Genomic DNA, 20,015 nt, shown 5'->3' with positions numbered 1-20,015 from the left:
CTATCCGCCCATTTTCAGTTCCAACCTTCGAGGCAGCTATACCTGGCTGGGCTCAGCCGCTGGCTTGAAGGCCCACATTGAGAGTATTGCTACGGCGGCTTCCACCATGAAGCCGTATTACGATACTTACATCGCCGGTGGCTCCCCGGCCGTCGATGAGCTGCGCATATTTCTGTTGGCAGCACTGGATGGTGCCTTCGACAAGTCGAGCATCAACTTTGGCAGCAGCGACATCAATGTTGCGAAGAGTGACAGCGTCACAATAACCAACTTGCGGGCCAGCAATCTTGTCGTGAATACCGGGTCGATCAGCGTGAGCGACACGACCCATTACCTGATCAATCCGGCTTCAAGCACCTGCTTCAGTCAGCCAAGCCTTGTTCCAGGCGGTTCGTGCACGGTCTCGGTTTCCTTCAAGCCGGCGAGCGCGGGCCTTAAATCTGCCAACCTCCAGGTGCAGCTCGACCCCGCCGGTGGTGACCCTGGCCCAGCCCTGGCGAGTATTGCGCTGTCCGGGACGGGGAGCCCTCCGCCGGTGATTCCTGTCCCCATCCTCAGCTCGGGCAACATTGCCGCGCTGATGGATCGCCCGGTGGGGGAGAGCAGTACCGTCGACGTGACGCTGGCCAATGTCGGCAACGCCCCGATCACCCAGCTTTCCGTTGCCATCCAGGGGGCTGCTGCTGCCGACTATGCCTTCACGGAAGATTGCGCCACGAATCCTCCGTCCCCCGGCGGCGTTCAAACTTGCACGGTCCGCATGACCTTCAAGCCCAGCGCCCTTGGCGTTCGGGAAGGAACACTGGCTGTCAGCTATTCGGGAGGCGTGCCCCGTCAGGATTTCAGTTTGCCCATTGTCATGAACTTCAGGGGCATCGTTCCCCCAACTCCCACGGCCACCCTGACTGCATCGACCGATTTTGGCAGCCAGGGTGTCAATAACGTCTATCCCCCCAGACGACTCATCTACACCAATTCCGGTGTCGTCACGATCTCCAATATCGCCGTCTCGATTTCAGGCGCCGGGTTCTCCCTGGTCAGCCCAGCCTGTCCGGCAACCCTGGTGCCAGGGGCCAAGTGCAATATCGATGTGCAATTCACGCCCACACAGGTGGATACGAGCTACACGGGCGTTGTGAGCGTTGCCAGCAATGCTGAAAATGCGCCCCACAAGTCCACATTGAACGGCCGTGGGTTGAATGAACCGACTCCCGTGCTGGCATGGTCTGCGGTGGGGGCAGCGGTCGATTTTGGGGCTGTTGCGGTCGGGGCTGTGAAGGAAGTCGATGTGACGCTCACCAATCCGGGCCCTGCCGCAGTGATCCTCAAGGTCGCCAACATCCTCGGCGTCCACGCCCAGTCCTTCCTTGTGGTACCGAGCTCCTGCCAGTTCAACGACTACCTCACGGCAGGGCAGTCCTGCCAGTTCAAGCTCACCTTCAAGCCCGGCTCGTCCGGCACCAAGCTCGCCGACGTTCAGGCCGGTACGACAGGAAGTGCTCCCGGCCTGCTGACCGTCACGGGTATCGGGCTCAGCGGGCCGGAGCCCAAGGTGGGTCTTTCCTCAGGGGCGCTGAGCTATGCGCCGGTCCGGGTCGGCTCCAGTTCGGTGCCGCAGGTCATCACGCTGCGCAGTAACGGTTCGGTATCCCTGCAGATTACGGGCATTGCAGTCAGCGGCGCCTTCGTGATCAGCGAGCAGACCTGCGCTGCGCCGCCTTTCAATCTGGAGCCGGGCTTCGATTGCACGCTCTCGGTGAGCTTCAAACCCGCCTCGGAAGGGGTGCTTACGGGGAGCGTGAAGATCGCTTCAAATGCGGCGGATCTTCCCGAATTGCAGGTCAGCCTGAGTGGTCAGGCCGATCCGGCTCCCAAAACGTCGGGGGGCGGTGGCTGCTCCCTGGCTCAGGGTGATTCGCCCCTGGACCCGACCTTGTGGCTGCTGGCAGCGGGCGCGCTTGGCGTACTGTGGTGGCGAAGGCAGGCTGGCGCCCGTAGCGAGGCCGGCAGGCTTGGGCGCAAGGCGGCATGAACCGGTTGCCGGCCCTTGGCGTCCGGCCCGGCACCGGCCTGATGCTGCAGTTTGCAGGTGTGATCGCCTTGAGCGTCTTCGCGGTGGGGCTGAGTGGTACTGACTGGCGGCGCGGCTTCGTCCTGCTGTTATTTTCCCCCGTGGTGGAGGAGATCATCTTTCGCCGGGGCCTGCAGGAGCTTCTCCTGTCCCGGCGCTGGTCCGGCTGGCAGGCCAACCTGGTCGTGGCTGCGACGTTTGCCTTGGCCCACTGGGCCCTGAGGGGGAGCCTTGAGGCGGTCGCAGTGGTGCTCCCGGCCATTCTGGTCGGAGCACTCTACGAGCGCTGGCGACGGCTTGCCCCCTGCGTGCTTGCCCATGCCCTGATGAATGGCGTCTGGCTGCTCGCTGCACCGAGCCTGACTTGAATCGACCCTGGCCTTGCGTCCCGCCCATAATCCGGAGCCGAAACCGGCTGAACATCATGAAAAAGACATCCAAGACCCTGTCTGCCATCCTGGGCGGGCTTCTTTTTATCACCGCTGACGCCACCCTGGCCCAGGTGGATTACAGCGTTTATGGCGTCGCCGACCTCTCCTACGGGGCCTTCGGGCAGAGTGGGCTGGCAAGGGATGTACGGTTCAACAGCAACTCCCTGTCGCCAAGCTTTGTCGGCGTCACTGGCAGCTACGGCTTCGACGATGGGTGGAGCGTCGCCGCGGTGGCGGAGACCTTCATCCGCTTTCAAGATTTCAAGACCGGCCGGCGTGATTCCGATCCGCTGCTGTCGAGAAATGCCTTTATCGCCTTGCGTAGCACTGAATACGGTTCGCTGCGTTTCGGCCGTCTGCAGACTTTGATCTTTGACACCACCAATCGCTTCAACGCGCTCGGTAGTTCCCCCTTGTCGCCGGCGATCCGTCATCTCTTCTTCAGCGGCAATATCGAAGGTGTGGATGGGGATTTCTACTGGGACAACGCCGTCGGCTACACCAGTCCGAATCTGGACGGGCTGACCTTCAACCTGATGCATGCTGTCCAGAAGCAGGATGAACGGGGCAGCTATCAGGGAGGCAGCGTGGTGTGGTCCGTGGGCCTGCTGTCCATCGAGGCAGCGGCCCAGAATGTCCATGTGAATGATGGCATCAGGGATCCAGCCAAGGAGACGACGTGGCAGCTGGGGAGTAGTTACAACTTTGGTTTTGCGCGGGTTTTCGGCCTTTACTCGCAGGTGCGGGACCGTGCTCTGGATGCCAGAAGCAAGCTGGCCTCGGCCGGTGTCAATGTACCGGTCGGCCCCGGTTCACTGGTGTTCCAGATCGGTTCATCCACCACTGAAGGGGCGGCGATAGATCGTAAGCACACCACCCTCAGCTCGGCCTACCTGTATGAATACGACAGCGTCACCGATATCTACGTGATCGGCATGGATGACCGGGTTCGCGGCCAATCCAGCGGGCAGTCGGTGGCCTTGGGGGTGCGTTTCAAGTTCTGACTGGGCGGGCCATTGCGGGGGCTGCAACGCTACCGGCCCCGGATGATTGGTCGACGCAGCAGGGGAGTGGAAATGCCTGCGCTAAACAGCTGTTATTTAGATAAAGCGGCTTGGGATGAGGCCCGAAGTGGCATGCGTGTCGAGGGTGAGGGCGGCTTCTCGCCCGGTACGGTGCTCTTCCGCTTCGTCCTGCGACCGGATGTGGCAAATCAGGAATACATCTCCAGCCCGTGGTGGTTCCAGGCTTCGGCTGTACGCTTGATATTGCAGGCGGCACGGGCAGGTCACCGGGGCGAGAGCCTGGCCTCCGGCCAGGCGAGCCGTATGGCGGCCCTGTCTTCGACCTGGGTGGGCAGCGGGGCCCACTACCTGCTGGCCGCACGGGTCATTGCACCCATCACCTTCCTGTGGGGTGCGCCGAGGGCGGTGGGTAAGGTCCAGGCCGATCAGAAAGCCGCCTCCGGACTGAAGTCGGAATCCGCGGTCGTGGAGATCGAGATCGTGCCGGACCCCCGGTGCGTTCAGTTGTTCGTACCCGGAATGAGGGATAAATCGCTGGCCAGGAAGGCGGTCAGCGTCATTTCTTGCACCAAGATGGAAGACAGCGAAGCCCTGGCTGGCGGAGAGATTGAGGTCTTCCTGCGCAGCGTGGCGGCCTCCTGAGGCCGTCATCCTGACTTGATGGGTGCCCTCTCGTGGGGTCGAATTCATTCGACCTCGGACTTTGGTTGGCGTCGGTGTGTGGTTCTAGCGGCAACGCGCCTTATCAAATCTGGCCATGAGCTCGGGTGAGCTTTCGCCGAGGGAGATGCGTTGCAGGATGCTGGCACATTCGGCCGAGCGGGGCGGTGATGCCTTCTCGGCCTTGACCGGCTTGCTGGCCGCGGTTGCTGCGGTTTCGACCGGGGCCTTGCGAACGGGCGCGGATGCGGGTGGTGCCTCCCGCGTGGGAGGCGGTGCCGCCCGGGATGCACTGGCCGGGCTTTGAACCTGGCTGCCTAGCGAGGTAGGTGACGCCGGCGACTCGACCGGAGAGGCTGGTGGAGGTGTACGGGCTACCGCGGGAGAGGGCGGGGTGGGCACTGCTGGCACGGAGGGTGGCTGGGCTGGCGCCGGTGCGGGTGCCTGGGGGCGTGTCGTTGCCAGTGGCACCGTCGCCGGATGTTCTCGGGTGGCCAGCCACCAGGCCGCGGCCAGGGCGCAGGCAAGGCCCACCAGGGCGAGAAGAGGGCCTGCACGCCGCGCCGCCGCCGCTGGTCTGGCGGCAATCTGTGTGGGGCCGGCGCCGGGATCGGTGCCTGGCAATACCGGGGAAGGTGCATCAAGGATGCGTGTGTCGCCCCGAGGAGCCAGGCCCAGGTCATGGCCAAAGTCGGTGATGGTCTGGGTGCGCTGTTCCGGTCTGGCGGCCAGCGCCCTGTCAACCGCTCCCAGGAAGGCCGGGGTGAAGCTCGGGAGTGCGCGCTCGGCAAGCGCTTGGTACTGGTCGTTGAGCAGTCGGCCCACCGAGGGCGGCGGGGTGCTGCCGGTAATCACCCAGTGCACGGTGGCGGCCAGGGCATAGACGTCGGTCCATGGCCCCTGTTTCATGTCGGGCAATTCGGCATACTGCTCGACCGGGGCGTAGCCTGGCTTCAGGATGACCGTGAGTGCCTGGGTCATGTCACCGATGACCCGCCGCGCGGCGCCGAAGTCAAGGAGCAGGGGGCGCCCGCTGCCTTTCAACAGGATGATGTTGTCGGGGGCAATGTCCCGGTGAAAGCACTGCTCCCGGTGAAGGAGTCCAATGGCATCGCACAGCGGGGTCAGGATGTCGATCAGCCAGGCTTCGCTGACGGGGGGGCGGTCTGCCTGAATACTGTCCTTCAGGGTCTGCCCTTCATACAGCGGCATGACCATGTAGGCTGTGCCATTCGCCTCCCAGAAGCGATACACCTTGACCAGGGACGGATGGTCGAAATGGGCAAGGAGTTTGGCTTCATTGACGAAGCTCCTCAGGCCGGCCTCGTAGGTGCTGCGATGGCGCTCCGAACGGGGGGCCACCAGACTGGGCCCCCTGCGCGCGGCGAGGGAGCCCGGCATGTATTCCTTGAGGGCGACCTTGCGTTCAAGGGAGTGGTCCCAGGCCAGGTAGACGATGCTGAAGCCGCCTTCCCCGATCTTTCCCTGTAGCTCGAATTCACCGAGCAGGGTGCCGGCTGCGAGCGCGTGACCATCCTCATCGCCATCGATCGCCGGAGTATTCGTTGCCGTTGTCGATGTGTTGTTGCTGGCAGCAGAGAGAATGGTGCGGTCGTCTTCTTCTGGTGCGTTGCTCATGGCCGATGGGGGGTGGAGGAGGCGTCCGTTATGGGTTGGGGCAGGTGCGCCCGTGGGCTCTGAGGGCTGACGGGGAGGCCGCACCCGCGGCATCGTAGCATGGCAGGGTGGGGCTTTCCTCGTGCCGTCTGCCCTGACGCAAGCGTTCAGCGCCTGCCGCTGGCCTTGTTCAGCGGGCTGCGGCAGCCTCCCGATACAGTTCAATGTACTCCCTGGCGGGTTGCTCCCACGAAAAGTCCCGGCGCATGGCGTTTTGCTGGATGTCCAGCCAGCGGCGGCGGTTGTGCCAGGTGTGGCACACCCGTTCCAGCGTCATCCACAGGGCATGGGGGCTATCGCCGTCGATCCGGAAGCCGTTGCCCGGGTTGGCAGCAAGGGGCGCGTCGATGTCCACAACCGTATCGGCGAGGCCACCGGTGGCGCGGACCACGGGCGGGGTGCCGTAGCGCAGGCTGTACATCTGGTTGAGGCCGCAGGGTTCGAAGCGCGAGGGCATGAGGAAGCTGTCGGCACCGGCCTCGATGCGGTGGGCGAGGGTCTCGTCAAAGCCGATCTGTACTGCGACGTGCTCCGGCAGGCGCGCGGCCAGGGCGCAGAAGCCGGCCTCCATGTCCCGGTCGCCGCTGCCCAGCACCACCAGCTGGGCCGGCAGCGCCGGCAGGCCATCGGCGACGGCGAGCAGCAGATCAAGGCCCTTCTGATGGGTCAGGCGACTGATGACGCCGAACAGTGGCCGGTCACTGGCGCTCGGCAGCCCCATCTGCGCCTGCAGGGCGGCCTTGTTGAGGCGCTTGGCGCCGAGGCGGTCTGACGAGTAGGGATGCGCCAGGGCCGCGTCGGTGGCCGGGTCCCACAGGGTGGTGTCGATGCCGTTGAGGATGCCGCGCAGGGCCCCGGCACGGTGGCGCAGCAGGGGGGCCAGGCCGTAGCCGAAGTGCTCGTCCTGGATTTCCCGGGCATAGGTGGGGCTGACGGTGGACAGGCGGGTGGCGAACTGCAGGCCGGCTTTCAGGAAGGACAGCTGGTTGTGGTACTCCACCGCATCGAAGCGCCAGGCGTGCGCGGGCAGGCCCAGGGCGGCGAGCATGTCATGGCCGAAGCACCCCTGGAAGGCGATGTTGTGGACGGTGATGACGCTGGCTGCGCCGCCTTCGTAGTGCAGGAAGGCGGGGGCCAGGCCGCCCTGCCAGTCATTCACATGCACCACGTCGGGCTGCCAGCCCAGGGGGGAGCCGGGCTGGCCGAGGTGGGCGGCGACCCGGGACAGAAGGCCGAAGCGCCGGGCGTTGTCGGGCTGGTCCTTGCCGTAACTGTCGAGATAGGGATTGCCGGGGCGGCCAAAAAGCGCGGGGCAGTCGAGCAGCAACAGGGGCAGGCCGTCTGTGTGGGCCTCCAGGATCCGGGCCGGGGGCAGGGCGGGGGCGAGGGAGGGTAGCTCGGCCACCGGGCGGGCGTCGGGAAATGCAGCCTGCAGGGCCGGATAGCCGGGGATCAGGACACGGATGTCCACGCCGGCTCCGCGCAGGCTGGCAGGCAGCGCCGCAGCCACGTCACCGAGGCCGCCGGTCTTGACCCAGGGCGCCATCTCGGAGGTGACGAAGAGTACGCCGGGCCGCTTCACCGCAGCCTCCGTGAGGTGCGCGATAGGCCATCAGAGAGGACGGCGCGGTGGATCACAGCCATACCATCAGCCCCAGCTCGAACTTGTGGGTGAGCAGCGGGTGCTCGGGGAAGGCGCGGATGCGGTACTCCAGCTTGCCGCACTGCTCCGGGGTCAGATCCAGCACGAAGAGGTGCTCGCCATGGTCGAGAGCGCCGCTGTGGGTGAGGCTGTAGTGCCGGGCCCGGCCGTGGTCGGTGTCGGGACGCCCGAAGAGGGCCTCGACGGTGACGTCCTCGGGCTGCAGGCCGCCCAGCTGGATGGCGACCTGTACGCGCACGGCCTGGCCGAATGGCACCCGGCCGGTGGGGGTTTCCAGGCAGCGCAGGCGCACGCCGGCCCAGGCGTTGCGGATGCGGATCTTCCAGTCGGCCAGGGCCCGGGCCGGGGCGAAACCGTCGGCGGCCAGGCGGCGGCCCTGGCGTGCGGCGGGCGCGTAGAACTTCTGCACATACTCGCCGACCATGCGGATCACGTTGTAGCGGGGTGCAATGGTGGCGATGGAGCGTTTGGACATGGCCACCCATTCGGGCGAGTAGCCCATCGGGCCGCTGCGGTAAAAGGTCGGGATGACCTTGTCCTGCAGCAGCTCGTAGAGGGTGTGGGCTTCCTCGGCGTCCCGGCGGGCTTCATCCAGGTGGCCGGAGGCGGGCTTGATGGCCCAGCCGTTGGGGACCTCTCCCCGGTCGTCGTAGCCCTCACCCCACCAGCCGTCGAGCACCGACAGGTTGATGGCGCCGTTCATGGCGGCCTTCATGCCCGAAGTGCCGGAGGCTTCCAGTGGATAGATGGGGTTGTTGAGCCATACGTCCACCCCGGCCACCAGGCGCCGCGAGAGGTGCAGGTCGTAGCCCTCCAGCAGCAGGATGCGGCCCTCGAACTCCGGGCGGGCGGCCATCTCGGCGATGCGCCGGACGATCTCCTGTCCGGGATGGTCGGCCGGGTGCGCCTTGCCGGCGAAGAGGAAGAGGACCGGCCGGTCGGCGTCGCAGATGATGCTGCGCAGGACTTCCGGATCGTGGAAGAGCAGCGCGGCGCGCTTGTAAGTGGCGAAGCGCCGGGCAAAGCCGATGGTGAGCACGTTAGGCCGGCTCGGGTCGGCGAGCTTGAGCAGGCGATCCAGGTGTGCCGGTGAGCCCTGGTTGCGCAGGTGCTGCTCGCGCACCCGGTCGCGCACCAGGTAGAGCAGATGCGACTTGAGGAGCTGGCGCACGCTCCAGTAGGTCTGGTCGGGGATGCGGTCGATGCCCTCCCAGCTGGCCGGGTCGGTCTGGCGTTGCTGCCAGCCCACACCCAGGTAGCGATCAAAGGTTTCGTGCCATTCGGTAGCCAGGAAGGTGGGCAGGTGGACGCCGTTGGTCACGTAGTCGATGGGGTTTTCGGCGGCGCTGAGCTGGGGCCAGAAGTGACTGCAGATGCGCGCCGACACGTCGCCATGGATGCGCGAGACGCCGTTCTGGTGGCGCGAGCCGCGGATCGCCAGGGCGGTCATGTTGAAGTCGGTTTTGCCCGGCTCGGCGCCCAGGGCCATCAGGCGATCACAGGAGATGCCGGTGTCTTTTTCCCAGTGGGAGAAGTAGCGCCGGATCGTGTCTTCGGCAAAGTGGTCGTGGCCGGCCGGCACGGCGGTGTGGGTGGTGAACACCACGTTGGCAGCGGTGGCTTCGAGCGCTGCGGCAAAGGGCTGGCCGCCGGTCACCAGGCTGCGGATGCGTTCGAGGATCAGGAAGGCGGCGTGGCCCTCATTGACGTGCCACACGGTGGGCTTCAGACCCAGGGCGGCGAGGGCACGAACGCCGCCGACACCGAGCAGGATCTCCTGCTCGATGCGGGTGTTGCGGTCACCGCCATAGAGTCGGTGGGTGATCTCGCGGTCGTGCTCGGTGTTCTCCGGGAGCCAGGTGTCGAGGAGGATCAGGCGCACGTGGCCGATCCGGACCTCCCAGACCTTGGCCTGTACGGCGCGGCCGGGCAGATCCACGGTGACGCGCACCTCCCGACCTTCCGCGTCGTGGAGCGGGGTGACGGGCAGGTCGTCGAAATCCGAATCGGTGTAGGTGGCGTGTTGCTGACCGTCGGCGTCGAGGGTCTGGTGGAAATAGCCCTGGCGGTACAGCAGGCCGACCCCGACAAAGGGCAGGCCCATGTCGCTGGCCGCCTTGCAGTGGTCGCCGGCCAGGATGCCGAGGCCGCCGGAATAGATCGGCAGGCTTTCGTGAAAGCCGAACTCTGCACAGAAGTAGGCGATCAGATCGTCGTCGCGAAAGGGGCGGCCATGCACGTGGGCCATCGACGGCAGGTCGTGGTAGGTATCGTAGGTGGACAGCACCCGGGCCAGGCTGCCCAGGAACACCGGGTTCTCGGCGGCGCTGTCGAGGTGCTTCTGGTCGGCGCGCTTGAGGAAGGCCTTGGGGTTGTGATCCACCGCCTTCCACAGGGTGCGTGACAGGCTGGCAAAGAGCGAGCGGGTGGGGCGGTCCCAGCTGTACCAGAGATTGTTGGCCAGGTCTTCGAGGCGCTCGAGGCGCGCCGGAATGCGGGGATTGACTTCGAGTTTATAGACGGTGCCGGTCATGGCGTACGGGGCTCGATGGTGATCTGGAGTTGGAGGGTGCAGTCGTCGCCGGGAATCGTCCAGCTGAGGTGGATCTCGGCAGCCTGCATGATTTTCTCAAAGCCCGCTTCCGACTGGGAAACGGTGTGATGGGGGCGGCCGCAGATCTGGGCCGGGGGCCTGCAGGTGAGGTGCAGGAGGCCGCCGAGGACGCCGTCCTCGAGGGTCAGCCCGGTGGCTTCGGGCAGGTCGAGGGCCTGGCCGAAGCCGCAGGGAATGTGGCCGTCGTCGAGCACGTAGCGGCCGAGGAAGCCATCGCAGCTGGGCATGGCGAGGTTGAGGGTGGTGGCGAAGTGCCGCCCGGCGAGGCCACGCAGCCGCCAGTGCACGCTGACACCGGCGGCATCCACGGTGTAGCGCTTGTCGATGCCCTCGCGCTGGAAGTGCGCGGGTGTGCTGTCGGCCTGCCGGTAGTCGGTCAGGGCGTGGCCGTCGAGCTGGTCGAGCCAGATAACCCGGGGATGGGCGTCAGGACGCACGTCGGCGGGCTCCACCGGATGCTTGAAACGCACGATGTCGTGGGCCGAGGCGATGCCGGCGCCGTCGTGCTGGCTGGGGCCGGCGCCGATGCGCTCGTGGTAATGCTCGTGGTGGCGGCGCAGGGTATCGCCGAAGTTGTGGGCCAGGGGATAGCTGGCCAGTTCATGGACGGCGCCGAGCCCGTCATCCCGCAGGGCGATCTGCAGCAGTGAGGTGGTGAGGAAGGTCTCCCGACAGCCGTCCAGGTCCATATCAGTAGGTGCGCTGGCGGCGCGGGGCTGCAGGCGATCGAGGCCGGCTTCCAGGGCGAGGATGTTGTTCCACACGGCCCGGCGCAGGTGGGGCAGGTAGAGCCCGCCAAAGAGCCCGTGCCAGTAGGCGTCGTTGGCCTGGGCGCGGTACAGGGCGCCCGTGAGGTCCGGGGGAGCGGCGGGGAGTGCGGCGAGGCGCGCCGACAGGGCCTGCATGCGCTTGTGCATCCAGTTGGCCTCGGGGTAGCGGGACAGGAAGTTGCGCCAGATCCCGCCGCGGATGAAGGGGCGGTGCAGGTCGCCGCGCCCGGCGGCCTTCTCGCTGGCGAGGAGCTGGGCATAGGTGGCGGCGGCCGGCATGGGCAGGGTCCACTCGTTCATCTCGCTGTAGGAGGCGGTGGGCAGGTAGACGATGCCCCGGGTGGCGTGCCGGGCATGGAAGTCGGCGTAGGTGGCGGTGTGGATCTTCGGGCTGGCCAGCACGCCTTCGACCAGGGCCTTGAGCCAGCCCCGGTTGTAAACCCAGTCGTAGGTCTCGGGCCAGATGCCGAACTTCTCGATGTCGTCAAAGTAGATGGCGGCGCGCCGGCCGCTGTCGGCCAGCTGCTCCAGGTAGGCCACCACCTCGTGGGCCGGATGGAAGGGCAGGCGGTAGCGCAGGGCTTCGGAGATGGGAAAGAGATCGAGGCGGGTGCCGTCTTCCTCGGTGCTGAAGTGACCGTCCAGCTCGTCGGCGCTGCGGCCGGTACAGAAGAAGTGGTAGTCATCGACGGTCACGTAGCGGATGCCGGTTTCGGCCAGCGCCGGGACAACGGCGGATTCCCACACCCGTTCGGTAAGCCATGCGCCCTGCGGGCGTACGCCGGTCCAGGTGCCGAGCTTGTCGTTGAGCGCGGCGAGCTGGCCCACCCGGTCCCGGTGCGGGATCGCGGCGAGCACGGGCTCGGTGTCGCCGGAGCTGAACATCTCCACCTGGCCGCGCCGCACCATTCCGGCGAGCATCTCCATGTCTTCCGGGAAGCGCTCACGCAGCCAGTCCAGCAGCCAGCCGGAGAAGTGGGCGGCAAAGCGGAAATCCGGATAGGCGTTGAGGGTCTCCAGAAATGGTTTGTAGCAGCGCAGGTGGGCATCCTCGATCACCTCGGGGAAGTTGCCGACAGGTTGGTGGGCATGTACGCCCAGCAGCAGGGTCACGGCACGGGTCAAGGTCGGCCTCCGTTGGGGTTTCAGGTGGCGCGCCGCATGGTGCCGCCGCTTTCGGGGGTACCACCGCCGCGGCTGATGGGGTGGTCGAGGCTGGTGGGTGCGGGTAGCCCGAGCAGCCGGTAAAGGGCGCGGATGTTGTCGCGAAAGAGGTGGTCGAAGGCGCTCACCGATTCGGGAGCGTTGTAGTCGCCCAGCCACCAGAACCAGTCGGAGCTTTCACACACGGCGAGCAGGGCAAGGATGTGCTGCCGCTGGCCGGCGTCGAGGCTGGCGCTGTCGAGGGCCCGGTCGACGCACTGTTTGACGTCGCAGAGCAGCTCCCAGGCGTGGTTCTTGTCGGGGCTGCCGATCCAGGTGGAGAGCGTGCCGAAGACCCAGCTGCCGGCGGTCAGGCCGGGCAGGCGCCGGCGCCGCGGGCGGTGCCTGTCGGTGGCTTCGGAGAGGGTGACGGTGGTGATGGCTGGTGTGCCGGCAAGGGCTTCGTAGAGATCGTTGAAGAAGTACCAGCCGTTGTAGGGGTAGTACTCCCAGGCATTCTCGCCGTCGAGGAAGACCGGGATGAGGGCGTCCGCGTCCTGCCGGTGCAGGGTGGTCACTTCGGCCATGAAATGGGCAGCAGCGTCGCGACCATGCCAGCGGGCGTACTCAAAGCCGATCAGGTCGGAGAGGTGCTCGTTTCGGAAGAACAGGGTGAGGTCACCGGGGATGCCCTCCGGGGCCTGCCACGGGATGCCGGTATTGGCGTCGGGGCCGGCGGAGTGTTCGAGGACGCCGCGGCTGCTGGCCGTCCAGGTGAAGCCGGCGTCGGCGATCTGGTGCAGGAAGGCCTGCGACAAGGCGCCCTCCGCCGGCCACAGGCCTGCGGGCAGGTGGCCGAAGCGTTGCTGGTGACTTTGCCGGGCCAGTTGCAGGTGGGCCTCCACCCGCGAGCGTCCGCCCGGATAGCCTGGCGCGGCCGGCAGCAGGCAGTCGGGCATGGCCTCCCGGGCGACGCCGAAATCCAGTAACAGGGGGGCCAGGGGGTGGTGCGCCGGGGTGCAGCAGAGTTCAATCTGGCCACGCTCGGCAAGGGCCCGGTAGCGCGGGGTCAGGCCGTCCAGCACGGTGCGGATCTCGTTGATCAAGGCTTCCCGGTCCGCCAGATCGAAGCTGCCGCCCTTGGCCATCAGGGCGGCGATGGGGCCGGGGCCGCGGCGCAGGCTCTCGCCGCTCCAGGCGAGCACATACCAGGTGGCCAGATCGGCGTAATACTGCCCCGCAAGGTAGTCGAGGCCGTTGCCGTCCTGGCTGCGGACGAAGGTGAGCAGGTCGCGCAGGCGCCGGTAGGGCGCGAAGGGCTCCAGCATGGTTGGGGCGTGGCAGCGGAAGGCCATGTCGAGGAGCCAGCTGCGGTCGGCCGGGGCGAGGTGGTCCGGGTCGGGCCAGGCCAGGATGCGCAGTAGGGGGTCGCGCCATTGCCGGGTGGCGAGCTGGTCGCAGTAGTCCTCGATCTGGGCCAGCAGCACCGGGACGAAGTTGACCGTGCAGCGGATCGCCGGGTGGCGCTCCAGGTGGCTGGCCATGTCCGGATAGTCCTTGAGGGCGTGGAGCAGAGTCCAGGGCAGGGTGAAGTGGCCGGTTTCCGGGTGCCGATAGTCCGGCTGGTGCATGTGCCACAGGAAGGCGAGGTCCGCCATGGTGCCGGCCTTGGCTCAGGCGGTGCGGGCGGCGGCGCCCTGGCCGAGCATCTCGGCGGTGACCAGGGTGATGCCGCCGGGGGATACGACGAAGCGTTTGCGGTCTTCGTCCGGATCCAGCCCGATGGCCAGGCCTTCGGGGATGCGCACGTTCTTGTCCACCACACAGCGCCGGATCACCGCATGCCGGCCGATATCCACGTTGGGCAGGATCACCGAATCCTCGACCGTGGCCCAGCTGTGCACGTTGACGCTGGAGAACAGCAGCGAGCGTTTGACTGTCGCCCCGGAGATGATGCTGCCGCCGGACACCAGGGAATCCACGGCCATGCCCCGGCGGTCTTCATCGTCAAACACGAACTTGGCCGGCGGCAACTGCTCCTGGTAGGTCCAGATGGGCCAGTCCCGGTCATACAGGTTGAGGTCCGGGGTGACCTTGGTCATCTCCATGTTGGCCTCCCAGTAGGCATCAATGGTGCCCACATCGCGCCAGTAGGGCTGATGCTGATCGCTGCCCACGCAGGATTCGGCAAAGCGGTGGGCGAACACCCGATGGCGCGAAACGATGTGGGGAATGATGTCCTTGCCGAAGTCGCGGCTCGAACCGGTGGTCTGGGCGTCGCGCCGGAGCTGCTCGTAGAGAAAGTCGGCGTTGAAAATGTAGACGCCCATCGAGGCCAGGGCTCGCCCCGGGTTGCCGGGCATGGGCGGCGGATCGGAGGGCTTTTCGACAAAGTCGATGACCCGTCCGTCATCATCCACATTCATGACGCCGAACTCCCGCGCCTCGGCAATGGGGACATCGATGCAGGCCACGCTCATGTCCGCCTGGTGGCGGGCGTGGAAGGCCAGCATGCGTCCGTAATCCATCTTGTAGATGTGGTCGCCGGCGACGATCAGGATGTGGCGGGGGCTGTTGTGGCGCAGGAAGTTGAGGTTCTGGTAAACCGCATCGGCGGTGCCCTGGTACCACTGGTTTTCGTCGATCTGCTGCTGGGCGGGGAGGAGCTGGATGAACTCGCCGAAGCGCCCGTCCAGGAAGCTCCAGCCGCGTTGGATGTGGCGGATCAGGCTATGGGCCTTGTATTGGGTGGCCACACCGATCTTGCGGATGCCGGAGTTGACGCAGTTGGACAGGGTGAAGTCGATGATGCGGAACTTGCCGGCAAAGGGGACGGCCGGTTTGGAGCGGAAGTCGGTGAGCTGCTTGAGGCGGCTGCCCCTGCCACCGGCCAGGATGACGGCAAATGTATTGCGGGTGAGCTGGCTGATGAAGCGCAGGTCGGTCTGATCACGCATCTCGCAATACGGCAGATGCGGACAGTTGTTGCTCGGGGCCACGATTGTTCTCCCTCGCTGCTGTTTTGCCGTATGGTACTGCGCGAAGGGGGCTCGAATGCAGTTATCTGATGCCATGCATCTTTTCAACGAAGGGCGCAACCTGCAGTCCTACCGGTTGCTGGGCGCCCATCCGGACGCCGCCGGCACCCTGTTCCGGGTGTGGGCGCCCAATGCAGAACGGGTTTCTGTGGTGGGCGATTTCAACGCCTGGGACGGGGATGCCGACTTCATGCACCGCCTCGGCAGTGGCGGCCTGTGGGAAGGGCGGGTGGCGGACGCCGGGCCGGGCAGCCTGTATCGTTTCGAGATCACCTGCCGGGATGGCGGGGCGCGCTTGCGCAAGGTCGATCCCTACGCCCGGGGTTTTGAGCTGCGCCCCGGTTCGGCGGCCCGGGTGGTGGGCCCATCCCAGCACCGCTGGCAGGATGCTGAATGGATGGCTCGTCGTGCGGCCTGGGACTGGCTGCATGCACCTGTCAATATCTACGAACTGCATGCGGGCTCGTGGATGCGTCATGCCGACGGCTCGCCCTATCATTGGTCCGAGCTGGCGGAGCATCTGATCCCCTACGCCCTGCAGCAGGGCTATACCCACCTGGAGTTGCTGCCGATCACCGAGCACCCCCTCGACGAGTCCTGGGGCTATCAGACCACCGGTTACTTCGCTCCGACGTCCCGTTATGGCTCGCCCGACGCGCTGCGCGCTTTCATCGACGCCTGCCACCAGGCCGGGTTGGGGGTGCTGCTCGACTGGGTCCCGGGGCATTTTCCGCAGGACGACTGGGCCCTGGCCCGCTACGACGGCACCGCGCTCTATGAGCATGCCGACCCGCGCCTGGGCGTGCATGCCGACTGGGGCACGCACATCTTCAACTACGGCCGCCACGAGGTACGCAGCTTCCTGCTGTCGTCGGCCCACTGGTGGCTGGCGGAGTTCCATTTCGACGGCCTGCGCGTGGATGCGGTCGCGTCCATGCTCTACCTGGATTACTCCCGCCGGCCCGGTGAGTGGCTGCCCAACCGTTTCGGTGGGCGCGAGAACCTGGAGGCCATCGACTTCCTGCGCGATCTCAACACCCTGGTGCACGGGGAATTTCCCGGCGCCCTCACCCTGGCCGAGGAGTCCACCGCCTGGCCCCAGGTCTCGCGGCCGGCCTACACGGGGGGCCTGGGGTTTTCGATGAAGTGGAACATGGGCTGGATGAATGACAGCCTGCGCTATTTCCGGCGTGACCCGGTGCATCGGCGCTGGCATCACGACGAGCTGACGTTCGGCCAGATGTATGCCTACAGCGAGAACTTTGTCCTGCCCCTGTCCCACGATGAGGTGGTGCATGGCAAGGGCTCGCTGTTCGGCAAGATGCCAGGCGACGATTGGCGGCGGCGGGCCCAGTTGCGCCTGCTGCTGGCCTGGCAGGCGTGTACCCCGGGCAAGAAGCTGATGTTCATGGGGGGGGAGTTTGGCCAGGTGCGGGAGTGGTCCGAAGCCCGTGAGCTGGACTGGACCCTGCTGGCCGATGCCGGCCACGCCGGCGTCCAGCGCCTCTCCGCCGATCTCAATCACCTCTATCGCGATCTGCCCGCGCTCCATGAACAGGACTTCGAGCCGGAAGGGTTCGAATGGATCGACTGCCACGACAGCGAGCATTCGGTTCTGGCCTGGCTGCGCCTGGCACGGGATGGGCGTTTCGTGGTGGTCCTCGCCAATTTCACGCCCGAGCCACGCTGCGACTACCGCATCGGTGTGCCGCTGGCGGGCGAGTACCGGGAGATCCTCAATTCCGACTCGGCCCACTATGGTGGGAGCAATCTGGGCAACGGGGGGCGGCTTGCGGCGGTCGAGGGCTCCTGGATGAACCGGCCGGCCAGTCTGGTGGCGACCCTGCCACCCCTGGCCGTGGTGATCCTTCAGCCGCTCTGAAGACGGGTCGCGGCCAGGGCCAGGGCGCCGAGCAGGCCCAGGCGTTCCTCGGTGACCAGATGGATTGGCATGGATTCGGCCAGTGGGCGATGCTCCCGCTTGGCATTGAAGGCCGTCACGAAGGGGGCTGCGCCGGCACCGCCGGGCAGCAGCTTGGCGGCCATTCCTCCCGCCAGGTATACCCCGCCGCGGGCCAGCCACTGCAGGGCCAGGTCGCCGGCGAAGGCGCCGTAGGCTTCCAGCCACAACTCAAGGGCCCGGCGTGCCATCGGGTCGCTGCCGTCCAGGGCGGCGGCGCCTATCCCGGCCGGGCTGTCTGCCCGACCGCCCAGGAAGCGGTGGATGCGCACCAGGCCCGGCCCCGACACCACGTCCTCCACGCTGACCCGGCCCGTTTGGGCCAGCAGCGCCTCCGCCAGTGTCAGTTGTTCCGGGGTCTGGGGCGAGAAGCCCATGTGGCCACCCTCGCCGGGAACCACCTGGCTGCGCTTTCCATTCCACACCAGGCCTGCTACCCCCAGGCCGGTGCCGGCACCGAGGATGACCCGGGGCGCCCGGGCCAGCGGCTGGCCGGCCTGCAGCGGCACGATGTGTGCTGGCGCGACCAGGGGCAGCCCGTGGGCCGCCGCGGCAAAATCATTGACCAGCCCCACATGCCTGATGCCGAAGCGCTTTCCCAGGTTCGGCGCGGACAGATGCCAGGGCAGGTAGGTGAGGTCGGCCGTCTGCCCATCGGTGGGCCCGGCCACGCCAAAGCAGGCTGCTGCCGGTATCGGACCGCCGGCCAGGAAGTCGTCCAGCAAGGCTTCGAGCCCTTCATGCCCGGTACTGGCGTAGCGCTGCTCGCGCAGGATGGAAACACCTGCGGCCTCCACCGAGGCCAGGGCCAGCAAGGTCTTGGTGCCGCCGATGTCGCCGCCGAGCAGCAGGGCATTCATTGCGCACGCCCTGAAACGACAAAGCCCCCGGGCCAGGGCCGGAGGCTTTGCGTTACAACTTTATGCACGGTGGTGCCCGGAACGGGACTTGAACCCGTAAGGCTTGCGCCGGCGGATTTTAAGTCCGCTGTGTTTACCAATTTCACCATCCGGGCGGGGAGGGCTTCAGCGCTGGGGCTGTTCCGGCAGGGTGATGTTGACTTCGAGGATCTCGCAGTTGTCCTGCTTTTCGAGCTGGACCTTGATGTCGTCGGGGCCGACATTGACGTACTTGGAGATCACGGCGATCAGCTCGCGCTGCAGTTCCGGAAGGAAATCCGGTGCCCGGTTGGTGCCCCGCTCGTGGGCAATGATCAGGGACAGGCGTTCCTTGGCGACGGAGGCGGTCTTCTGCTTGGAGCCGAAGAAGTAGGAGAGGAGGGACATCTCACTTGCCTCCGAAGATGCGCTTCAGCAGGCCGGGCTTTTCGTAGGTGACGAAACGCAGGGGCCGTTCTTCATCGAGGAAGCGGGCAATCACGTCCTGGTAGGCGGTGGCCACGTCGCTGTCTTTCAGGTGGATGGCCGGGGTGCCCTGGTTGGAGGCCTGGAGCACGTCGTCGGATTCGGGGATGACGCCGATCAGCGGCACGCGCAGCAGCTCCTGGACGTCCTTGTAGGAGAGCATCTCGCCGTCCTCGACGCGCTTCGGGGAATAGCGGGTGACCAGCAGGTGTTCCTTGACCGGCTCGCGGCCTTCCATGGCGCGGCGGCTCTTGCTTTGCAGGATGCCGAGGATGCGGTCGGAGTCGCGCACGGAGGAAACTTCGGGGTTGGACACGACGATGGCTTCGTCGGCGAAGGTCAGGGCCATCACGGCACCCCGTTCGATGCCGGCGGGGGAATCGCAGATGACGTAGTCGAAGCCCATGTGCTCGAGCTCCTTGAGCACCTTCTCGACGCCTTCTTCGGTCAGGGCATCCTTGTCGCGGGTCTGGGATGCCGGCAGGATGAAGAGGTTCTCGCAGTGCTTGTCCTTGATCAGGGCCTGGTGCAGGTTGGCTTCACCGTTCACCACGTTGATCAGGTCGTACACTACGCGGCGTTCGCAGCCCATGATGAGGTCGAGGTTGCGCAGGCCCACGTCGAAATCGATGACGGCGGTCTTGAAGCCCCGCAGGGCCAGACCGGTGGAAATGCTCGCGCTGGTGGTGGTCTTGCCGACGCCACCCTTGCCGGACGTTACTACGATGACGCGTGCCACGATGTCCCCTTAAGTCTGTGAGTTGCAGCTTCAGTCGTTCTGAAGCGACATGATTTCGAGAGTATGCAGGTTGTCCGAGCCGCTCAGCCGTACCTGGGCGCTGCGCCCGGCGACGGCCTGCGGGATGCCCCGTTCGAAGGTGCGGTACACCCCGGCAATGGAGACCAGCTCGGGTCCGAAATTGGTGCTGAAGATGCGTGCGCTGGTGTCGCCCCGGGCGCCGGCGAGGGCGCGGCCGCGCAGGGGGCCGTAGCAGTGGATGCTGCCGTCGGCGATGACTTCCGAGCCCGGGCTCATGCCGGCCAGCAGCACCAGATCGCCGCCTTTGGCATAGACCTGCTGGCCGGAGCGCAGTGGGCGCTCGACGACCAGGGTGGGGGCCGGCGTGGTGGCTGCCGCGGCAGCCGGCTGGGGCGGTGGAGGTGTCTCGACCGGTGCGGGGGCTGGCGGCGGGGCCTGGGGCTTGGGGGGCGCGATAGGGCGCTCGGCGGAAATGCCTTCCGGACCGAGAATGGCCAGATTGGCGCGGCGGGCGCCGTCGTGCAGGTAGTCCGGCAGGTTGCGCACACCGATCGGCTGTACCTGGTAGCGGCGCAGCAGGCTGATGATGGCGGTCCAGTCCACCCGGTCCGGTGTGCTGACGAGCTGGGCGAAGTCGAGCACAGCCGGCTCTCCGGCGAAGAAGTCCGGCATGCCGCCGAGCATCATGTGCAGGGCGTCGGCAAGACGCACGGCTTCCGTTTCACGGACGTGGGCGGTCATTACCGCCAGGCTGGCGCCTTTGAACTCGATCAGTTTGCCCTGCGGGGAAGCGTCGGCCATGGATATCGGGTGAAGGGTTAGCGGACTAAAACCGGTGG

The 20,015-nt window shown here is 66.4% G+C and carries 15 protein-coding genes and 1 tRNA gene; 5 read left to right on the top strand and 11 right to left on the bottom strand.

What is annotated here, in order from left to right; genetic code table 11:
- Positions 1-106: 106 nt before the first annotated feature.
- The 4 genes from ACIQ09_RS00765 (at position 107) to ACIQ09_RS00750 (ending at position 4,169) form a co-directional block, all read left to right on the top strand.
- Positions 107-2,032, top strand: a complete 1,926-nt coding sequence (locus ACIQ09_RS00765) for a choice-of-anchor D domain-containing protein (RefSeq protein ID WP_398304611.1) — start codon at positions 107-109, stop codon at positions 2,030-2,032.
- Complete coding sequence (mrtJ, locus tag ACIQ09_RS00760; protein ID WP_398304608.1) at positions 2,029-2,439, top strand: JDVT-CTERM system glutamic-type intramembrane protease; 411 nt, start codon at positions 2,029-2,031, stop codon at positions 2,437-2,439. The genes ACIQ09_RS00765 and mrtJ overlap by 4 nt, the downstream gene beginning before the upstream one ends.
- 56 nt (positions 2,440-2,495) lie before the next feature.
- Entirely contained in the window at positions 2,496-3,506 is a 1,011-nt protein-coding gene (locus ACIQ09_RS00755) for a porin (RefSeq protein ID WP_398304605.1), read from the top strand.
- Between the two features lie 132 nt (positions 3,507-3,638).
- Complete coding sequence (locus tag ACIQ09_RS00750; RefSeq protein ID WP_398304602.1) at positions 3,639-4,169, top strand: hypothetical protein; 531 nt, start codon at positions 3,639-3,641, stop codon at positions 4,167-4,169.
- 84 nt (positions 4,170-4,253) lie between these two features.
- Here the strand turns inward: ACIQ09_RS00750 and ACIQ09_RS00745 are convergent, their stop codons facing one another.
- From ACIQ09_RS00745 to glgC, 6 genes are all read right to left on the bottom strand, one after another.
- A complete protein-coding gene (locus ACIQ09_RS00745) occupies positions 4,254-5,825 on the bottom strand; it encodes a serine/threonine protein kinase (protein ID WP_398304599.1) in 1,572 nt (523 codons plus the stop codon).
- A gap of 169 nt (positions 5,826-5,994) precedes the next feature.
- Positions 5,995-7,446 carry a glycogen synthase GlgA gene (gene glgA, locus ACIQ09_RS00740; protein ID WP_398304596.1) on the bottom strand — a complete coding sequence of 484 codons (1,452 nt, stop codon included), beginning with the start codon at positions 7,444-7,446 and terminating at the stop codon, positions 5,995-5,997.
- Between the two features lie 52 nt (positions 7,447-7,498).
- Positions 7,499-10,060, bottom strand: a complete 2,562-nt coding sequence (gene glgP, locus ACIQ09_RS00735; protein WP_398304593.1) for an alpha-glucan family phosphorylase — start codon at positions 10,058-10,060, stop codon at positions 7,499-7,501.
- Positions 10,057-12,036 carry an alpha-amylase/4-alpha-glucanotransferase domain-containing protein gene (locus ACIQ09_RS00730; RefSeq protein WP_398304589.1) on the bottom strand — a complete coding sequence of 660 codons (1,980 nt, stop codon included), beginning with the start codon at positions 12,034-12,036 and terminating at the stop codon, positions 10,057-10,059. The genes glgP and ACIQ09_RS00730 overlap by 4 nt, the downstream gene beginning before the upstream one ends.
- A 20-nt stretch (positions 12,037-12,056) precedes the next feature.
- Positions 12,057-13,712 (bottom strand): glycoside hydrolase, encoded by a 1,656-nt coding sequence (locus ACIQ09_RS00725; protein ID WP_398304586.1) that lies wholly within the window; start codon positions 13,710-13,712, stop codon positions 12,057-12,059.
- 15 nt (positions 13,713-13,727) lie between these two features.
- The gene (gene glgC / locus ACIQ09_RS00720; protein WP_398304583.1) at positions 13,728-15,053 is read right to left on the bottom strand and encodes a glucose-1-phosphate adenylyltransferase; all 1,326 of its coding nucleotides are present in this window, start codon (positions 15,051-15,053) and stop codon (positions 13,728-13,730) included.
- A 73-nt stretch (positions 15,054-15,126) separates the two neighbouring features.
- Here glgC and glgB point away from each other — a divergent pair, with 73 nt between their 5' ends.
- A complete protein-coding gene (gene glgB / locus ACIQ09_RS00715; protein WP_398304580.1) occupies positions 15,127-16,974 on the top strand; it encodes a 1,4-alpha-glucan branching protein GlgB in 1,848 nt (615 codons plus the stop codon).
- On the opposite strand, the gene ACIQ09_RS00710 is transcribed toward glgB, so the two are convergent.
- From ACIQ09_RS00710 to minC, 5 genes are all read right to left on the bottom strand, one after another.
- Positions 16,962-17,912 carry a glucokinase gene (locus ACIQ09_RS00710; RefSeq protein WP_398304577.1) on the bottom strand — a complete coding sequence of 317 codons (951 nt, stop codon included), beginning with the start codon at positions 17,910-17,912 and terminating at the stop codon, positions 16,962-16,964. The two genes, glgB and ACIQ09_RS00710, sit on opposite strands and share 13 nt — an antisense overlap.
- 70 nt (positions 17,913-17,982) lie before the next feature.
- Positions 17,983-18,067: transfer RNA gene (locus tag ACIQ09_RS00705), tRNA-Leu, on the bottom strand.
- A 10-nt stretch (positions 18,068-18,077) separates the two neighbouring features.
- The gene (minE, locus tag ACIQ09_RS00700) at positions 18,078-18,338 is read right to left on the bottom strand and encodes a cell division topological specificity factor MinE (protein WP_296411854.1); all 261 of its coding nucleotides are present in this window, start codon (positions 18,336-18,338) and stop codon (positions 18,078-18,080) included.
- Between the two features lies 1 nt (position 18,339).
- The gene (minD, locus tag ACIQ09_RS00695; protein ID WP_398304573.1) at positions 18,340-19,155 is read right to left on the bottom strand and encodes a septum site-determining protein MinD; all 816 of its coding nucleotides are present in this window, start codon (positions 19,153-19,155) and stop codon (positions 18,340-18,342) included.
- A gap of 30 nt (positions 19,156-19,185) precedes the next feature.
- On the bottom strand, positions 19,186-19,977 hold the full coding sequence (minC, locus tag ACIQ09_RS00690) for a septum site-determining protein MinC (RefSeq protein WP_398304570.1): 792 nt from the start codon (positions 19,975-19,977) through the stop codon (positions 19,186-19,188).
- Positions 19,978-20,015 lie beyond the last annotated feature (38 nt).

It is taken from the genome of Zoogloea sp. (genome assembly GCF_044344315.1).
Taxonomy (GTDB): domain Bacteria; phylum Pseudomonadota; class Gammaproteobacteria; order Burkholderiales; family Rhodocyclaceae; genus Zoogloea.
Note: the sequence above shows the minus strand (reverse complement) of the source record. Positions and strands in the feature narration are given on the sequence as shown.

Bases quoted from the DNA above. Each gene is read 5' to 3' on its own strand.
- ACIQ09_RS00745 (WP_398304599.1), bottom strand. From the start codon at position 5,825: ATGAGCAACGCACCAGAAGAAGACGACCGCACCATTCTCTCTGCTGCC.
- minE (WP_296411854.1), bottom strand. From the start codon at position 18,338: ATGTCCCTCCTCTCCTACTTCTTCGGCTCCAAGCAGAAGACCGCCTCC.
- ACIQ09_RS00725 (WP_398304586.1), bottom strand. From the start codon at position 13,712: ATGGCGGACCTCGCCTTCCTGTGGCACATGCACCAGCCGGACTATCGG.
- glgB (WP_398304580.1), top strand. From the start codon at position 15,127: ATGCATCTTTTCAACGAAGGGCGCAACCTGCAGTCCTACCGGTTGCTG.
- ACIQ09_RS00710 (WP_398304577.1), bottom strand. From the start codon at position 17,912: ATGAATGCCCTGCTGCTCGGCGGCGACATCGGCGGCACCAAGACCTTG.
- glgP (WP_398304593.1), bottom strand. From the start codon at position 10,060: ATGACCGGCACCGTCTATAAACTCGAAGTCAATCCCCGCATTCCGGCG.
- ACIQ09_RS00765 (WP_398304611.1), top strand. From the start codon at position 107: ATGAAGCCGTATTACGATACTTACATCGCCGGTGGCTCCCCGGCCGTC.
- ACIQ09_RS00755 (WP_398304605.1), top strand. From the start codon at position 2,496: ATGAAAAAGACATCCAAGACCCTGTCTGCCATCCTGGGCGGGCTTCTT.
- ACIQ09_RS00750 (WP_398304602.1), top strand. From the start codon at position 3,639: ATGCGTGTCGAGGGTGAGGGCGGCTTCTCGCCCGGTACGGTGCTCTTC.
- mrtJ (WP_398304608.1), top strand. From the start codon at position 2,029: ATGAACCGGTTGCCGGCCCTTGGCGTCCGGCCCGGCACCGGCCTGATG.
- minC (WP_398304570.1), bottom strand. From the start codon at position 19,977: ATGGCCGACGCTTCCCCGCAGGGCAAACTGATCGAGTTCAAAGGCGCC.